The organism is Candidatus Nitrosopumilus sp., from assembly GCF_965223225.1.
Lineage (GTDB): Archaea > Thermoproteota > Nitrososphaeria > Nitrososphaerales > Nitrosopumilaceae > Nitrosopumilus.
This window is the reverse complement of sequence record NZ_CBDCVU010000004.1, coordinates 961,717-977,499: the sequence shown is the minus strand read 5'-3', so window position 1 is coordinate 977,499 and position 15,783 is coordinate 961,717. Positions and strand designations below refer to the sequence as shown.

22 protein-coding genes are annotated in these 15,783 nt (G+C 33.2%); 12 read left to right on the top strand and 10 right to left on the bottom strand.

Features of this window, described 5'->3' with window-relative positions; all coding sequences use genetic code 11:
- The first annotated feature begins 101 nt into the window (after positions 1-101).
- Complete coding sequence (locus ACOQN3_RS06420) at positions 102-443, top strand: hypothetical protein (protein ID WP_420545659.1); 342 nt, start codon at positions 102-104, stop codon at positions 441-443.
- A 77-nt stretch (positions 444-520) separates the two neighbouring features.
- Here the strand turns inward: ACOQN3_RS06420 and ACOQN3_RS06415 are convergent, their stop codons facing one another.
- The 3 genes from ACOQN3_RS06415 to ACOQN3_RS06405 all read right to left on the bottom strand — a co-directional run bounded on the left by ACOQN3_RS06415 (position 521) and on the right by ACOQN3_RS06405 (position 2,979).
- A complete protein-coding gene (locus ACOQN3_RS06415; protein ID WP_420545658.1) occupies positions 521-1,036 on the bottom strand; it encodes a hypothetical protein in 516 nt (171 codons plus the stop codon).
- Between the two features lie 423 nt (positions 1,037-1,459).
- Positions 1,460-2,536, bottom strand: a complete 1,077-nt coding sequence (locus tag ACOQN3_RS06410) for a hypothetical protein (protein WP_420545657.1) — start codon at positions 2,534-2,536, stop codon at positions 1,460-1,462.
- Between the two features lie 80 nt (positions 2,537-2,616).
- On the bottom strand, positions 2,617-2,979 hold the full coding sequence (locus tag ACOQN3_RS06405) for a hypothetical protein (protein ID WP_420545656.1): 363 nt from the start codon (positions 2,977-2,979) through the stop codon (positions 2,617-2,619).
- Positions 2,980-3,181: 202 nt separating this feature from the next.
- Here ACOQN3_RS06405 and glmS point away from each other — a divergent pair, with 202 nt between their 5' ends.
- The 5 genes from glmS (at position 3,182) to msrA (ending at position 7,328) form a co-directional block, all read left to right on the top strand.
- Positions 3,182-4,960, top strand: a complete 1,779-nt coding sequence (gene glmS, locus ACOQN3_RS06400; RefSeq protein ID WP_420545655.1) for a glutamine--fructose-6-phosphate transaminase (isomerizing) — start codon at positions 3,182-3,184, stop codon at positions 4,958-4,960.
- 262 nt (positions 4,961-5,222) lie between these two features.
- Positions 5,223-5,354 (top strand): hypothetical protein, encoded by a 132-nt coding sequence (locus ACOQN3_RS06395; RefSeq protein WP_420545654.1) that lies wholly within the window; start codon positions 5,223-5,225, stop codon positions 5,352-5,354.
- Positions 5,355-5,394: 40 nt separating this feature from the next.
- Positions 5,395-6,225, top strand: a complete 831-nt coding sequence (locus ACOQN3_RS06390) for a class I SAM-dependent methyltransferase (RefSeq protein ID WP_420545653.1) — start codon at positions 5,395-5,397, stop codon at positions 6,223-6,225.
- 125 nt (positions 6,226-6,350) lie between these two features.
- Positions 6,351-6,734 carry a DUF6659 family protein gene (locus tag ACOQN3_RS06385; RefSeq protein WP_420545652.1) on the top strand — a complete coding sequence of 128 codons (384 nt, stop codon included), beginning with the start codon at positions 6,351-6,353 and terminating at the stop codon, positions 6,732-6,734.
- Between the two features lie 138 nt (positions 6,735-6,872).
- On the top strand, positions 6,873-7,328 hold the full coding sequence (gene msrA, locus ACOQN3_RS06380) for a peptide-methionine (S)-S-oxide reductase MsrA (RefSeq protein WP_420545651.1): 456 nt from the start codon (positions 6,873-6,875) through the stop codon (positions 7,326-7,328).
- Positions 7,329-7,429: 101 nt separating this feature from the next.
- Here the strand turns inward: msrA and ACOQN3_RS06375 are convergent, their stop codons facing one another.
- Together ACOQN3_RS06375 and ACOQN3_RS06370 are read right to left on the bottom strand one after the other, a co-directional pair.
- Complete coding sequence (locus ACOQN3_RS06375) at positions 7,430-7,693, bottom strand: hypothetical protein (RefSeq protein WP_420545650.1); 264 nt, start codon at positions 7,691-7,693, stop codon at positions 7,430-7,432.
- Between the two features lie 93 nt (positions 7,694-7,786).
- A complete protein-coding gene (locus tag ACOQN3_RS06370; RefSeq protein ID WP_420546604.1) occupies positions 7,787-8,218 on the bottom strand; it encodes a universal stress protein in 432 nt (143 codons plus the stop codon).
- Positions 8,219-8,352: 134 nt separating this feature from the next.
- Here ACOQN3_RS06370 and ACOQN3_RS06365 point away from each other — a divergent pair, with 134 nt between their 5' ends.
- From ACOQN3_RS06365 to ACOQN3_RS06355, 3 genes are read left to right on the top strand one after another with little or no spacing between them, the layout of a single operon-like run.
- On the top strand, positions 8,353-9,144 hold the full coding sequence (locus tag ACOQN3_RS06365; protein ID WP_420545649.1) for an alpha/beta fold hydrolase: 792 nt from the start codon (positions 8,353-8,355) through the stop codon (positions 9,142-9,144).
- A 36-nt stretch (positions 9,145-9,180) separates the two neighbouring features.
- Positions 9,181-9,606, top strand: a complete 426-nt coding sequence (locus ACOQN3_RS06360) for an AbrB/MazE/SpoVT family DNA-binding domain-containing protein (protein ID WP_420545648.1) — start codon at positions 9,181-9,183, stop codon at positions 9,604-9,606.
- The gene (locus ACOQN3_RS06355; RefSeq protein ID WP_420545647.1) at positions 9,603-10,031 is read left to right on the top strand and encodes a hypothetical protein; all 429 of its coding nucleotides are present in this window, start codon (positions 9,603-9,605) and stop codon (positions 10,029-10,031) included. Before ACOQN3_RS06360 ends, ACOQN3_RS06355 begins: the two co-directional genes overlap by 4 nt.
- Positions 10,032-10,052: 21 nt before the next feature.
- Here ACOQN3_RS06355 and phaC read toward each other — a convergent pair whose 3' ends face one another.
- Both phaC and ACOQN3_RS06345 read right to left on the bottom strand, forming a co-directional pair.
- Complete coding sequence (gene phaC, locus ACOQN3_RS06350) at positions 10,053-11,117, bottom strand: class III poly(R)-hydroxyalkanoic acid synthase subunit PhaC (RefSeq protein WP_420545646.1); 1,065 nt, start codon at positions 11,115-11,117, stop codon at positions 10,053-10,055.
- Positions 11,107-11,685, bottom strand: coding sequence for a poly(R)-hydroxyalkanoic acid synthase subunit PhaE (locus tag ACOQN3_RS06345; protein ID WP_420545645.1), 579 nt, complete (start codon positions 11,683-11,685; stop codon positions 11,107-11,109). The genes phaC and ACOQN3_RS06345 overlap by 11 nt, the downstream gene beginning before the upstream one ends.
- Before the next feature lie 53 nt (positions 11,686-11,738).
- On the opposite strand from ACOQN3_RS06345, the gene ACOQN3_RS06340 reads away from it, so the two are divergent.
- A complete protein-coding gene (locus ACOQN3_RS06340) occupies positions 11,739-12,131 on the top strand; it encodes a DUF6659 family protein (protein WP_420545644.1) in 393 nt (130 codons plus the stop codon).
- A gap of 39 nt (positions 12,132-12,170) precedes the next feature.
- A complete protein-coding gene (locus ACOQN3_RS06335; protein WP_420545643.1) occupies positions 12,171-12,587 on the top strand; it encodes a phosphoribosyltransferase in 417 nt (138 codons plus the stop codon).
- A gap of 32 nt (positions 12,588-12,619) precedes the next feature.
- Here ACOQN3_RS06335 and ACOQN3_RS06330 read toward each other — a convergent pair whose 3' ends face one another.
- Positions 12,620-13,531, bottom strand: coding sequence for a transcription initiation factor IIB (locus ACOQN3_RS06330; RefSeq protein WP_420545642.1), 912 nt, complete (start codon positions 13,529-13,531; stop codon positions 12,620-12,622).
- Between the two features lie 267 nt (positions 13,532-13,798).
- Between ACOQN3_RS06330 and ACOQN3_RS06325 the strand changes: the two genes are divergently transcribed.
- Positions 13,799-14,146, top strand: a complete 348-nt coding sequence (locus ACOQN3_RS06325) for a hypothetical protein (RefSeq protein WP_420545641.1) — start codon at positions 13,799-13,801, stop codon at positions 14,144-14,146.
- A gap of 17 nt (positions 14,147-14,163) precedes the next feature.
- Here the strand turns inward: ACOQN3_RS06325 and ACOQN3_RS06320 are convergent, their stop codons facing one another.
- Together ACOQN3_RS06320 and ACOQN3_RS06315 are read right to left on the bottom strand one after the other, a co-directional pair.
- The gene (locus tag ACOQN3_RS06320) at positions 14,164-15,168 is read right to left on the bottom strand and encodes a biotin--[acetyl-CoA-carboxylase] ligase (RefSeq protein WP_420546603.1); all 1,005 of its coding nucleotides are present in this window, start codon (positions 15,166-15,168) and stop codon (positions 14,164-14,166) included.
- 38 nt (positions 15,169-15,206) lie between these two features.
- Positions 15,207-15,731: a hypothetical protein gene (locus ACOQN3_RS06315; RefSeq protein ID WP_420545640.1), complete on the bottom strand. Its 525-nt coding sequence runs from the start codon at positions 15,729-15,731 to the stop codon at positions 15,207-15,209.
- Positions 15,732-15,783: the final 52 nt, after the last annotated feature.

Below are 15,783 nucleotides of genomic sequence, written 5' to 3'. Positions count from 1 at the left end.
TTGATTTGGAAAAATAATTTTAAAATCAAAATAACAGTTCTGTAATATTTGCTCTTTTCATAGTAATGCTTAATAGATAATCCGAGATTTGGATTGATCATATGAATAAATCATTATTTTTAATTCCTGTCTTACTTTCTATTATGGGGGTAAGTCCTGCATTTGCAGAGTCTGTTAATGATGTTGTCATAACTGTTGTTGATTATAATGGTACTTCTGCTACTATTGAAGCAACATGGGACTCTGATGATATCACAACCTTTGAATTAGGTTGCGTCAGCTGCATTCCTAATTTTTCTGAAACCACTTCTACCTCAAGTCTTTCTCTTGAAGGGGTGACTTCATTACCAAACAACTCAAATGCAGTATTGTATTTGTTAGGCTTTGACATGGAAGGGGAACTTGTCCATGCCGAGCAAATATTGGTAAACCTTGAACAGTAGACTGATTTATCCTTACAAAGTTGTTAATCTGCAATCAAAACCATCTTGAAGAATCACTTGTATGTGGATTGAATTTCTTAGTTTTGCCTGAAAATTTCAAAACTAAAAGAACCTGAATCAAATTTCATAGATCTAACGGTCTCTCCTATGTCTTCAAACATCTTACAATACATCTTGCATTGAATCTCAGACCAGATGATTCCAAAAGAGTGCTTTTGCATAAACACTGTGTGGTCCTTTCTGTCTCTCATAATCATGGCTATTCCGTTTTCTCGGTTCCAATCTAAAATACGCCTACTGACTTCAGCAAAATCAAGATTATCCACTTGAAATTCCATTTCTGAAATGATGACTTTGGCATTGTGTTTTACAATCTTGTCAATCTCTGTTTTTTTGATTGCCTCGTGTCTTTTTTTTAGAATTTCTCCTGACAATGTGACGTCTCCTCTGTATTGTTTTGTTCTGTGAAAATGCAACCAATCATGCACGATTTTTGCTGTCATGGCAGATGGATTTGTGCCATTTTCCTTAATTATTTTCAAATATTCTTCATGATCTTCTTTGTTTAGTCTTACTCCAATCAAATTAGTCATAATCTTATTAACGAATTAATGATATTTATTATTTGTTAACATTGTTAACTTTGTTAGCATAGAACCTATATTCTATAATGTGCTGTGTTTTGATATGAGCAAACCAATTAACGAAAATAATAAAAAAACGTATTTTCTTCTGCAAAGGACTCATCAAATGTCGGCAATACTATGTTTGAGTATTTTAATTGGTTCACAGCTAATGGCATTAAGGAATTTGAAATCTTTTCAAAATTCTGTAATCAAAACTTTGCAAATAATACAAAAATTTTCTTGACAAACTAAAACTCTTCAATTTTTAAATTTTTAATATTTGATATTTCTTCAAACTTTTCTGTTGTTTGAAGTCTTTATCACCGTCTATCTTGATATATTATTCTAAATTATTTCCTGCTTGTCTTTTTCAAAGACATGCTGCTTATTCTAATTTTGAATTCTCGGAATCTTTTTTGAAGCAAATATCATTCCAATCATTCCTGCTATTGCTCCTGGAATTGCAGTGATCATCCAGATTTGCAATATTGAATCTGAAGCAATATGGAGTATGTCATAAGAAAAAACATCATTGAACACATAGACTTCTAAAAATGTCATCGCTAACATTGGAAAACAAAACATGAAAAACATAGAGCCTAGGATGCTGCCTGCTATCTTTTCTTTATGTTTTTGAACAAGACTATTTTTGAAATTTTTTGTTAACATGTAATCTGCTGCTATTACACCTATGCCCGGAATTACAAACCATGGTAAATACATCAACAAATTGTTCGTCGTCGTTATGTTTGAAGTAATGTTCATAATCACAAACACAATTGCCGTACTGCTTGCAGCCCCAAATCCTTTGGTTATGCGTGATCCTGCCCAAAAAACCAGTGAAAATACAAATGGCAAGGATAAAAAACTCAAAATAATTGCAACATACGGATCTGGATTAAAGTTGTGAGTTTCACCTTCTGAAATTGGTAACACAAAGAAAAAGATAATCCACATCATGCTGAACCAAAAAACACCTAGTGATCCTACTGTGATCATTTTAAGAAAGTATTTTTTCTTTGATTTCTCTACTTTAATTCTTGAAAATCCGATCGCTGAACTAATTGATACGATCATGATTCCTAATGCAAGTGTGATGTGTGTTGGACTCATCAGTCCGTCAATTCCAAACATTTCGTGCCAATAAAAATCTCCAGGACCTGCTACTGTTTGTATAATCGATCCTACGATAATTATTTTTAGAGAAAATTTGATTTCTTTTTGTATCTGGTGTTTTTTTATTAATGATACTGCAGCAAAAACTGCGCTAATTACATTAATCCCAACACCAAGATATAAAATTCCATGTGATGGTGTGAAAAAAGTTTCTGGTGTGCGAAGTAAATGAGATGTGATGTCCCAACTTGCACCCCACATACATAATGTAACTCCTATAAACGCAAAAACAAATGAAATTATTGGTAATCTTGTTTCGTAATTTTTTTTATTTTCGTTTATTGATTCCATTTTCACTTTCTAGAATTCTAAATTTATTGATCATAAGAAATTAAATTTTTTCTATATCTTCACAATTTTATTTTTTTTGCTTATCTTTCAGGATCAATTAGTTTTGCTATGTATGGCAATCCTATAGAATAATAGACATGCATGCAATTTTTCTCTCTGCAAACTTGACACCATAATCTGTTGTCTACTAGCTTCACTTCTACAATGGAATCCTTCAAATGTCTGTCTCGTAACAAAATTCCATTTTTATCAATCCCTACAAACACCAAATGTGGAGCATAATTTTTTAACCATTTTTCTTTTTCAGTGTATAACAATAACATGTCTAAAACCCAAGATGACAGCTTCTTGTCTGTTTCTTGTGATTCCCAGGCTTTTCTAATTTTGTCGTGAGTTTTTTTAGCCATTGTGATGTTGATTTGTTTTACTCCTTCTCTTGGCATACAAATCTAGCCATTTGATACGTTTTTAACATTTTGTTTTTCGCAATAAAGTTTATAGTTTAGTATAGTACATACTACGTGTGACTAAAAACAGTATATTTAACTTTGAAAATTATGCTTATCTAGAGAATTCTGATGAATTGACAATATCGGAAAGTATCTCTAATTACAAAGACTTCTACTGTTGTTGGGTTGATACTTCGTGTGTTCTATAATAGGTTGCATTCATAACGAATCTTCATCTGATGTTGCCGATGTTCTGGTAGAATCGATGGGCAAAATGGAGTACCGTGGATATGATAGTGTTGGAGTTGCAACTTTGAATGATGCTAAGATATCTCTTAAGAAAGGAGTTGGCAAAGTATCTGATGTTAATCACCAACTTTCACTTGATGGTTTGAAAGGAAGAGTTGGTATTGGCCATACCAGATGGGCAACACATGGAGGTGTAAATGAATCAAATGCACACCCACATGTTTGTGCTAGAGGTGAAATTGCTGTTGTCCATAATGGAATTATAGAAAATCATCTATCTCTAAAAGAACAATTGAAAAACAATGGTGTAGTTTTCAAATCTGAAACAGACACCGAAGTCATTCCAAATTTACTTTCTTTATCTATTCTAAAAGAAAAAGACATTAAGAATGCTGTAATTAAAACCGTTTCAAAACTGACTGGACAATATTCTTTTATTGCAATGTTAAAAGACAAGTCACTAATAGGCGTGAAAAATCACGAGCCCTTGATACTTGGAATGGGCGAAGATGGATACTTTTTGTCCAGTGATGTTCTTGGATTTGCAAAACATGTTGACGAGGTAATTTATCTTGATGATAAACAGTTTGTAATTGTAAGTAATGATGAATATCAAATCTATGACTTTGATGGAAACCCTGTCAATCTGATTCCTACAAAGCTTTCCAAAACTTTTGAAAATGTTGAAAAAGGAAACTTTGATCATTTTACGTTAAAAGAAATTCATGAGCAAACCACATCTATTTTAAATTCTGGAACTAAATCTTTGGATGAATTTGACACCTTTTACGATATTCTTAAAGAATCACATCGTGTGTATATTACTGGCAGTGGGACTAGTTATCATTCAGCTTTGGTGGCAAAGTACCTCTTCCCAAAAATTGCTAGAATGAGTGTTGAACCTATAATGTCCAGTGAGATGAAATTCTTTGATGACTGCTTTGATGAAAAATCCACCCTCATTGCGATATCTCAAAGTGGTGAGAGCGCTGATGTTCTAAACGCTGTTGAATTTGCCAAAGAGAAAAAATCTAAGGTTCTATCAATTGTGAATACCACTACTTCTTCACTTGTCAAAGCCTCTGATTCCTTTATTGGTCTAAATTGTGGATATGAGGTCGGAGTGGCTGCAACTAAGAGCTTTACTTCTCAGTTAACAATACTGTATAGATTATTAGAAAAGTTTGATCCTAGCCAAAATATTTCATCTCAACTTCCTGTGGCAGTAAATGCCATTTCTGAAATTCTTGAGAATAAAAATAGCGTTCTTGAGATTTCAAAGCATCTTGCAAATATTGACAATCTGTACATTTTGGGTCGTGGTGTGCATTATCCGATTGCCAAAGAAAGTGCATTAAAAATCAAAGAACTCTCATACGTTCATGCTGAAGGTGTTGCTACTGGAGAATTAAAACATGGTCCTTTAGCATTAATGGATGAATCAACATATGTGATAGTGATTAATCCTAAAGATAATCCAACTACTTATGCTGATAATATTTCAAATGCAAGTGAGATTAAATCCAGAGGTGCAAAGATTATCGGTGTTTCCAATGAACCTGATCAAATCTATGATTATTGGATTCCACTGCCCACAGTACCATCAATATTCTATCCTTTGATTGAAACAATTCCATTCCAACTAATTGCATATTATTTATCACTTGAAAGAGGAAACGATCCTGATTATCCTCGTAATCTTGCAAAATGTGTTACTGTGAAATAAAATAAAATAGTAAATCGTTCTTATTTCTAAATATGATGGAATAATTTTGATAGTTTACTCCTCCCACATGTTGATTTAGGTTAAAAGAATTTCAGACAAAAGAGAGATTCTGCAAATGATTTGAAGAATTATTGTATATGCTGACTGTCAGTTAGATTTGTTTTTTACATTTATTCTACATTCAAAAATTTACTTTTTCTTTAGTAACACTCAACACAAAATACAACCTATGTGATATATTTGGATGTCGTAGAGTAATCTCATGAAAGCAAAATTTACCACTTCTTGCATATCTTGCGGTGAAAAGATTCAGCCTGGCAAAGAAATTGCAAAAAATAACAACAAACAATGGGTTCACAAACACTGTGTTGATGATTCTGACGGTTTACCCTAGAAATTAATACCCTTTTTTTTAAAGAATCGTGATTTCGTTTTTGATTTCTATAAACCCTCTTGATGTACTATTGTGGACCTTTAGACGGAACGAAAAAGATGTTGTAAAATTATACAATACGCTGTCTCCTGTAATGGGGCTTGCAACTGATAATTCTATGCTTAATTTTGGATATTGGTCTGCATCTTGCACTGATCCAGATTCTGCTCAAAAAAATCTCTGTCATATTTTTGGAAACATTGCAGAATTGTCTACAGCACACCATGCAGTAGATGTTGGTAGTGGTCTGACTGCTCCTTCCAAACTATGGAGAGACACATTTCAAAATCTAAATTTGTACTGCATTAACATCAATCTTCAACAATTGCTTTATTCTGGTTCCCAAAGAAGAATTGAATTTTTTAATTCTACTTCAACAAAATTACCTTTTTTGGATAATTCAGTAGATAGGGTTCTGGCATTAGAGTCTGCTCAACATTTCAAACCTCTTGATGGTTTCATATCCGAAGCAAAAAGAATATTGGTAAAAAATGGATTATTTGTAATGGCAATACCCATAACTAATAATGAATATTCTCTAAAAAAAACAGGACTGTTAAATTTCACTTGGTCTTCAGAACATTATTCTCTTGAACATGTTGCAAGCCTCCTTGAAACTCATGGTTTTGAAATATGTGACCAAAAATTAATTGGTTCCAATGTCTATGATCCCCTTTGTGATTATTACATTCAAAATAGAATTTCACTAAAACAAAAAATTCTTAAAAAATACCCAAAGTATGTGGAAAATATACTGTATTACTCTCTTAAGAAAATGAAAAAAGCATCTGAAGAAAAAATAATTGACTATGTAATAATTAAATGCAAATGAAAATTTAATACCTTTTAATTTATACTATTTTTAAAATTCTTGTTAAACTTAGACTTGCATCTTAATTTCATCATTTGATGCTAATTGATTACGTTTTTATCTTTGATATTTTGAGAATTCTTATCGTGAGTAGTTCTGACTTTCAACTGAAATTGTATACTGAAAAATGTAATAAGCTTCTAGGAGAATCTGAGATACGATTTGCGGGAATTGTTGATAAAGATGGGCAACTTATTGCAGGCGGTTTTAAAGAGGGATTGTCTCCTCATGAAGGTGACGAGACTAGGTTACAATCCTTTTTAGAATTTGTTTCTAAGGCATCTATAAGAAAAGAATATGACGAAAGTTTGGGGCCAATCAATTATCTTGCAGCTAGACGTGACAAAGCAGTTTTGGTGAGCTTTCCATTCCCTATAACTCAAATTCTCTTATTGATATCTGCAGAACCTTCTACCAACATTGAAAATCTTGCAAAAAAAGTAGTCGAAATATTTACTGATGTAAGCTAAAACCTGTACTTTCTACATCCTACTATTTTTCGTTAACAAAATTCAAGAAATATTTTTTGGTTTTTTTCTTAATTGTGGTGGCTATGATCAATTAATGACCAAATGGTTTTAATTCTGTAATCTTCAAATCTGATTGCATTGAAGGCAACATTTGGCGCAGGTTGTTTTTGGCATGTTGAGGACTTGCTTGCTAAAACTAAAGGGATAAAATCTACTCAGGTGGGGTATACTGGTGGTCAATTACCAGACCCTACTTATGAGGAAGTTTGTACTGATCGTACTGGACATGCAGAAGCTGTAGAAGTTGAATATGATCCTGATGAAATCTCATTTGATGAATTATTGAATGTGTTCTGGAACAATCATAATCCGACCACCTTGAATCGACAAGGTCCTGACATTGGGATCCAATATCGTTCAGCAATTTTTTATCATAATGAAGAACAAAAACAACTTGCAGAAAAGTTAAAAAAAGAATTAGATGGTTCTGGAAAATATTCTTCCCCAATAGTTACTGAGATTGTGCCTGCCCCTAAATTCTATAAAGCTGAAGAGTATCACCAAAAATACTTTCAAAAAAATGGACTCTCTTGAGTCCTTTTGTTGATTCTCTAATAATCTCTTTTTTTCATAATGATGAATTACCGTGTTTTTGGAGATTGACTTTTTTTAAAATCAAATATGAAAAGTACACATTATAGTATTTTGTTAATTTTTCCTTCTTTTTGATATCTCTTTATTCTATTTTTGATTTGGACTAAATCTAGTTTTGTTTGTCTTACTCCTGCTTCATGTCTTTGAATCATTTTTTTAATTCCAGGCAGCTTGTATTTTGAGAATTTTTTTGCTTTTGTCAGTGCCATTTCTTCATTTTTTAGATCTTCTTCAAGAAATTTTAACTGTGCTTTTAGCTGTTTTGTCATATTTCCCATTGCTCTTTCACTATGTTTTCTCTTCATGTATTATGATGAAAATAAGTTTCAGATAAGTTGTTTGGTTTTCAATTTTAAAACTTGAAAAAACTTATGATTCTGTTATTTTATGAATTAATTTTATTTTACTATGACTACTGGAATTTTTGCTGCATGTACACCATGGTTTGAGACACTTCCAAAAAACATCTCTTTGGCAGAACTTCTACCTCGTGATCCCATTATTATCATGTCAAAATTCTCTTTTCCTTGAGCAAGCCTTACTATGTTATATCCTACGTCTCCTTGCATTAATTTCTCTTTGAAAACTATCCCGTTTTTTGTCGCAAGTAACTTTGAATCCTCCATTATTTTCTTTACCTGTTTTTTCAGAGCCTTTTCAACTGATCCAACCCCTTTGAATTCAGAATGAGGCGGAGCATTGATTGAATAGATTCCAGTAATTGTAGCTCCGCATTGCCTTGCTAATATGATTGCCATCTCTAAACCTCTGATCAAATTTTTAGACCCGTCTATGGTAACTAGAATTTTAGAGATCTTCTTCTTTATCAATACTGGATTAGCCATTTCTCATCTTAAAAAACATACTTTGAAAGTCTAATCTGTCAATTTTTTCAAAAAACGCCAATTTTTTGATCGCTATCCTGACTAAAACTTATCTATCCATAACAAATTTAGCTAAAACAGTGGAAGAGAAATTTTTACAAATCGATGGACATAAAATAAGATATCTGGAATCAGGTAATTCCGTTCAAACCTTGGTTCTTGTTCATGGATTAGGAGCGTCTGCTGAAAGATGGAATAATGTCATTCCAATTTTTTCAAAAAATTTCAAAGTCATAGTTCCAGATCTTATAGGATTTGGATACAGTGACAAACCGTTATTAGATTATACCCCTGAATTTTTTTCAGATTTTTTGCATAAATTTTTTATTGAATCTGCTATTAATGATCCCTTTGTTGTTGGTTCTTCTTTAGGAGGACAAATATCTGCAGAATATGCATCAACTAGACCTTCAAACGTCAAAAAACTTGTTTTGGTCTCTCCTGCTGGAATAATGAAACAATCTACTCCTGCTCTAGATGCATACATTATGGCAGCGTTATACCCTAATGAACAAAATGCAAAGAATGCATTTGAAATGATGGAGGGTTCTGGAAACGCCGTTCATTCTGATATTGTTTCTGGGTTTATAGAGAGAATGCGTTTACCGAACGCAAAACTTGCATTTATGTCCACAATTCTTGGATTGAAGAATTCCGATCCCTTGACTGAAAAACTCCAAAAAATATCTGCACCTACTTTGGTTATTTGGGGTTCTGATGATCCTGTCATCCCAATTACTTATGCTGATAGTTTTGTTTCATCTGTTGAGGGTTGTAGATTTTTCCGTATGGATGGATGTGGACACACGCCATATGTCCAAGATCCTAAAACCTTTTCTTCTAGAGTGATGGATTTCTTGAATGAAAATTAGTTTAGTTTATATTCCAGTATATGTCATTATTTGGTAATGAGTGGTAATGATAACCAATATGATCCTACACAAATGTTTAGAGATTGGATCACAAAAAATGGTCGTGCACAAGCAGAATTTATGAAAAATTTTGGTTCTTTGATGAATCATCAAAATAACCAAACTTTTAATCCTCTTGAAACACTAAGAGGTATTTCTGACGGCGCAAGAAACACTCAAGCCAGCATGATGGAGAATATTTCTTCAATCCAAAGTAAAAGCATGGACACTATGTTCAACATCGGACAGATGCTTCCATCTTTTATGAATTGGGGTGCCTACAAAACTACTGTTAGCAGTAATGGAAGAATTTCTATTCCTGAAGCAGAGCGTAATGCACTTGGCTTGGGTGAGGGTGATTTAGTCCAGGTGATTATCTTACCAATTGGAAAAAAATCTAAGAATAAGGAGGTGAAAAATTGAGTAAGAACGAAACAACACATGAAAATTCAAAAGATATCTTTTCTGTATATCAAGAAAATGTTAACAAACTATTTGATGGAATAAAACAATCAGTTCCTCAGTATCATCAATCAGTAACTAATGTACAACAGGAATATTTGCAGGCATTTGAAAATGTAGTAGCCTCTACAATAGGTCTAAATCATGAATATGTCAAAAAAGCAGGTATCGCAACAAACATTCCTGAAGCAACATTAAAAGTAATCCGTGATACTACTGAAGAATTTGTTAAAGCTGCATCACTACAAAACCAAATTACATTGGCAACCATTGATGCAACACAACAAAACATCAAAACATTCAATGATAATGCAAAATCATTTGCTGATTTGAACAGAAACATCATGCAATCTTGGATTTCTGCATTTACTACAAAGAACAATTAATTTTTTTTCTTTTTTATTTTTTTATGATCTTTCTTCCAACCATTGTCCTAATTCTGGCAGAACTTTTTTCTGAGATAAAGAACTTGCAATCATCCCTACATGGCCTGTAGGGTACATTCTAAGTGTTTTGTCTTCACTTCCTATTGCATAGTGAAGTGGCATGCTGCATTCTGGTGATACTAGATGATCCCCCACTGCGACCTGTGTAAATATTGGCATGTCTATCTTCTTCAAATCTACATGTTCTCCTTCAATGTACATTTTATTTTGTATTAGCAGATTGTCTTGATAGATATCTTTAATCCATTGTCTAAATAATTCTCCTGGTATTGGAGGAGTATCGCCCAACCATTTTTCTACTCGTAAGAAATTATCTACGAATTTTTTGTTATCTATGTTCTTAAAGAAATTTACATATTTTTCAATTCCCTGTTCAAAAGGCTTGAGCACTGAAAAGCAATAATACATGAATTCTGGCGGCATATTTCCAATTATTTCTACCATTTTATCAACATCCATATGCTTTGCTAGATTGCTGATAACTGTTGTATCTCGCCATCCGTCAATTACAGGTGCCGTTGCAATGTAATTTTTTACACTTTCAGGATGAAGGCTTGTATATGCAGTTGCAATAGTTGCTCCTGTACAATATCCTTGTAGCGAAATTTTATCACATGATGATTGATTCTTGATATGTTCAACATACGTATCTAAATATCCATTCACATAGTCATCAAAATCAAGATACTTGTCCATACTAGTTGGAGTTCCCCAATCTAACATGTACACGTCAAAACCCTGTTTTAACAGATTTTTGACCCAGCTCTTTTCAGGATGAATATCAAGGATGTGGAATCTATTGATTAATGCATATGAAATCAATAATGGTGTTTTGTGTTGTTTTTCTGTAAGAGGTTCGTAATGTAAAAGTCTTGTTTTGTCTAAAGTCTGTTCTACTATGTGTGATGTCACTTCCAAGCTTATCTCATCTGGAGCTGAAACTAACTTTGGAGCTTCAACTACATTTTTACTGAATTTTAAAATCTCTTCTATTATTTTTGGATCTACTTTTGTCTCACTTTGCATTTTGAATCCTCTTTGTTTTCTTTAATTCCAATTCTAATTTTCCAACCCTTTTCTTTAGAGAATGTATTTCCTTGTACACCTCATCTATCTCCTCTTTGCTTGGCAGATTAACTGATTGCAAGATGACGTTTACAATGTTATTCCAATGTTTGGTCAATTCAAGCTCCTTTGAAACTAATTTTCCATAGTTTTCTCCAAACTTTTCTGAATCGAAAAGTTCTGTAAAATCATTATCGAAAATATCTATCCAAATTCTCTTGAACGATTCTATCTGTTCTATATCCTGAGGGATTTCAGGAGCCTTCATGTTTACTTTTTTTTGAGCAATACTCCAAGTATTTGATAATTGCTTATAATATTCTGTAAGATGCTGGTTAAACTCTAACAGATCTTCATTTATCTCAATTAACTCTGTAGATATCTTCTTGGAGTTTGCAGCAAATGCTCTCATTGGACCAATTGATGTCAGTGCTTGTGGTTTACTAGACATTAAGTGTATGATGTCTGTCCAGAAAAGAGACAAGTGCTTGTAATAGTCATTAATTTCTTTTGATGATTCTGTCTGCACAGATACCTATTCTCACAGATCGCAATAAATAGTTCGCTTATCAATATCAAATCATGGAAAACATAGAAGAACTTGAAAAAATTTGCCAAGATATCATAAAATTGGATGATAAAATGCGTTCTGCCCGACTGATCAATAGTAGGGGGCATCTTATTGCAGGCGGGATGAAGGAGGGTTTGCTTTCTCTAGAAGCACAAAAACAAGATGAAATGATGTTTATGGAGCTTGCATTAAGAGTACGTATGAGACATGAATTTGATAATGAATTTGGAGAAGTTCATTTTTCAATGTCTTACAGAGACAAGGTGATCGTGATGAGCTTTCCACTAAATAATGATGATGTCTTGCTTTTATCTTGTGAAAAACAGATCGATTTTGGTAAATTACCTTTCAAAGTGCTCAAAATCATAGATTCCCTCAAAAAAACTCCTATGAAGACATTCTAATAGAAACCACTTTAATCACTCTCTTCAAACTTGTTTTTAATGTCCGATGAAGAGCAGTATCTAAGTTGGGATGACATTGAACGTTCTGTCGAAATACTGACTGCTAAAATTTCGTCTCTGCCAAGAACTTTTTCAAGTATCGATACTGTAAGTAGAGGAGGATTAGTTCCATCACGTTTGATTGCAGATGGTCTTGGGATTGAGAAAATATATGTTGATCAAAATCATATTTCTTCTGATTCATTATTTGTTGATGATATTTTTGATACTGGTGATACATTTAACAAAATTATATCTAGATATGATGCTTCTTCGGAATTTGTTTTTGCTACCCTATTTGCACGAGTAGGAAAAAATTATCCCTCTAATCTTTTATACGGTGAACAAACAAAAGATGATGGATATGTTGTATTTCCTTGGGACAGAATCGAATATGCAAAATCCAAAAAGAAATAACTATTCTTTAAAATTACTTTTCCTGTATGGTTTCAGTCTTTGAGCATTTTTCGTAACCCTGCACATCTATTTCTAATGGTTACTTCTGTTACTCCTGATGCAATTGAAATGTCTTTTTGAGATTTTACCTCACCTGTACTTATGCATGCTAAGTATAATGCTGCTGCTGCAATTCCCATCGGATCTTTTCCTGCAACCATTCCTATTTTTTTTGCATCATCTAGTATGGAAATTGCTTTACGCTTACTCTTCTCACTTAGTTCTGCAATACTGGCAATTCTTGAAACTCCTTTTACTGGATCCACAACTGGCATCTTAAGTTCGAGTTCTCTAAAAATTAATCTGTAGCATCTTGCTACGTCTTTTCTTCTTATGTTGATTCCTTTTGCGACATCATCAAGGGTTCTTGGTGTCTCTGTATTTCTACATGATGCGTATAGACAAGCAGCTACCAATCCTTGAATTGAACGTCCTCTTACCAGCTTTTTCTCCATTGCTTTTCTGTAAATGTATGCAGCTTTTTCCACCACTGCATCTGTCAATGCAAGTTTGTCCTTTAGCTTGTCCATCTCGTTCAAAGCCTGTCTGAGATTTCTATCTGCTGATGAATGTGCTTGAGTTCTGCTGTCCCATGTGCGGAGTCTCTCTATTGAACTTTTTACGCTTGCAGAGAGTGGTTTTCCCGTTGAATCTTTATTGGCAGATCCTATGACTGTCGATAATCCCATATCGTGCATTGTCAATGAGGTTCCAGCCCCTACTCTGGTTCTATTACTCTCATCATTTGCAAAAGATCTCCATTCTGCACCTGTATCTGTGATCTTGTCAGTCACTACAAACCCGCATTTTCCACAGAAAAGCTCTCCTGTGTTCTCATCGGTAACCATTTTTTTATCTCCACATGCTGGGCATTTGGGACCATTGATCATTGAGTTTTTAAGCATAATGCATAGAAGTTGATAAATTACCTTTTTATCCATTTTACCTAATTTCTGCAGGTTAATTGTGTGTAGGTTAAGCTAATACTTTTTTTCTGATGGAAATCGACTAGCTTGTTCTTTTTTTATTTAATATGCTTAAGAAATTTTCTTGAAAATTCCTTTCTTGGGTATTTTGATTTTTTATTTTTCATCTAATCTGTGGGTATTTTTTGGTATTCTTTTTTTTGAATTGTAGAAAATCTTTAATGTGTTTAATTTAGATATTTTTTATTGTCTGAAAACGATTTTGATAACTTGATTTATTCATTAAGAAGGAAAATCCAAAACGTGAAAAATGATTTGGACAACCTGAAAGAACCTGCAACTGAAATTCCTGAATTAATCCAATCTACTAATGCATTGCGACAAAATGAATACTTGTTGAAGGCAAACGAGAAAAAAACAGAACTACTGGATCTATATGTTCAGTACTCTCAATCGCTAGAAAAATTATTGTTATCCGTTTTTGAAATCCAAAATGAGTTAAAAGAAATTTTAAAGGAACAAACCTCTATGATTTCTTCCCAACAACATTCAAAATCCAAATCTAAAAAAATTTCAAAATCGTCTAAAAAATAACTCGTTTTTTATTATGTCTAATTGTGTATGATGTCTCCTGCAACTATTTTAATTGTTTTTCCGTTTCCTTTTGAAACTATCAATCCGCCATCCTCGCCAATTTTGATTGCCTTTCCTACTATTTTCCCCTTTGTACTATTCATCTCAACATTCTTACCAATTGTTGATGATCTTTCTGTCCAATCAGAAATGATCTTTTGAGTTCTACCTTTGTTGAATAATTCATAAATTTTTTCCAATTCAAACAAAAATGTTTGAATTAATTCTACTTGCCTTACTTCCTTTTTTGAATGTTGACTAAGTGATGTGATTCCATAAAAATTTGGAGTTTGACCTAGTTGTTTTTCAATTTTTTTCACATCAATATCAAAATTAATTCCTATTCCTAAAATGAGATATTCTATACTGTTTGATTCAAAAGCAGCATCAACCAATATTCCTGCAACTTTTTTACTCTTTATTGTTATGTCGTTTGGCCATTTTAGTTCCGGTTTGATTCCAAATAATTTTTCGATTGCATTTGAGAGTGCTACTGAAACTCCAATTGGAAATAAGGTGGTCATGGCAATGTCAAAATCTGGTTTTAAAATAACTGAAAATCCGATACCCCCCTTGGGTAAAATCCATTTCCTGCCTGACCTTCCTTTTCCATCTGTTTGTTTTGTTGTAACTATGACTGCTCCATCATTCAAAGACTCACGTGCAATTTTTTTTGCTTCATTCTGTGTGGAATCTGTATTTTCGAAATAAAAAACACGTCTGCCTATCTTTTTTGTTTTTAATGAAGCAATAATCTCCCATGGTAGAGGTAAATCTGAATTAGATACAAGCTTGTACCCCATCTTCTGTTTTGACTCTACATTATATCCTAATTCTTGAATTTTTTTGATCTGTTTCCATACTGCAACCCTGCTTATCTTTAGCACATCACTCAAATCTTGACCTGACAGATACTCTGTATTGTGAGTCTGCAAAAATGTTAGAACTTTTAGTAGTCCTGATTCTTCTAAAGAACTATACATCAATTATTTTCTACAACAAAATCTCCTATAAATAGGACCTAGAATCCGACATCAAAATCGAATCCTCCCCCGTCGTCGAATCCTCCACCATCACCACCATCCATTCCTTCTCCTGCTGCTCCTTCTGGCATACTCTCTGGTGGCACATAGTCTGACATTGCCATTCCCATCATACTAAACATCATACTAAACATCATCATGTCCATTACTCCAAAAAACATCATCATTGGTAAAAATGACCTATTATCATCCATGTATTGTTTCAATCCTTTTTTGTCTCCTTTATTGTAAAGAAGTGACATTTGATTCCATTTTGTTTGTAATTCATGAACCCGTTCATCCACTTCTTTTTCGCCTTTTTCTGTTGTAATGATCTCGACCTTTCTTCCTAACCATCCTTTCTTTTCTCTAATTTCTATGAGGCCTCTTTTTTCTAACTGTTCTAGTATTGAGTTTAGTTCTTGAGGTTCTATCTGAGTTGTTTTTTGAATCTTCTCAAATTTTTTAATCCCGTGTCTGATTGCTCCTAATGCAATAATGTCTTTTGACTCTTCTTCTACCATCTGCTTTTCACACTAATTTACAACTAAAAAATACTTCGCTTTGAATGCTCTT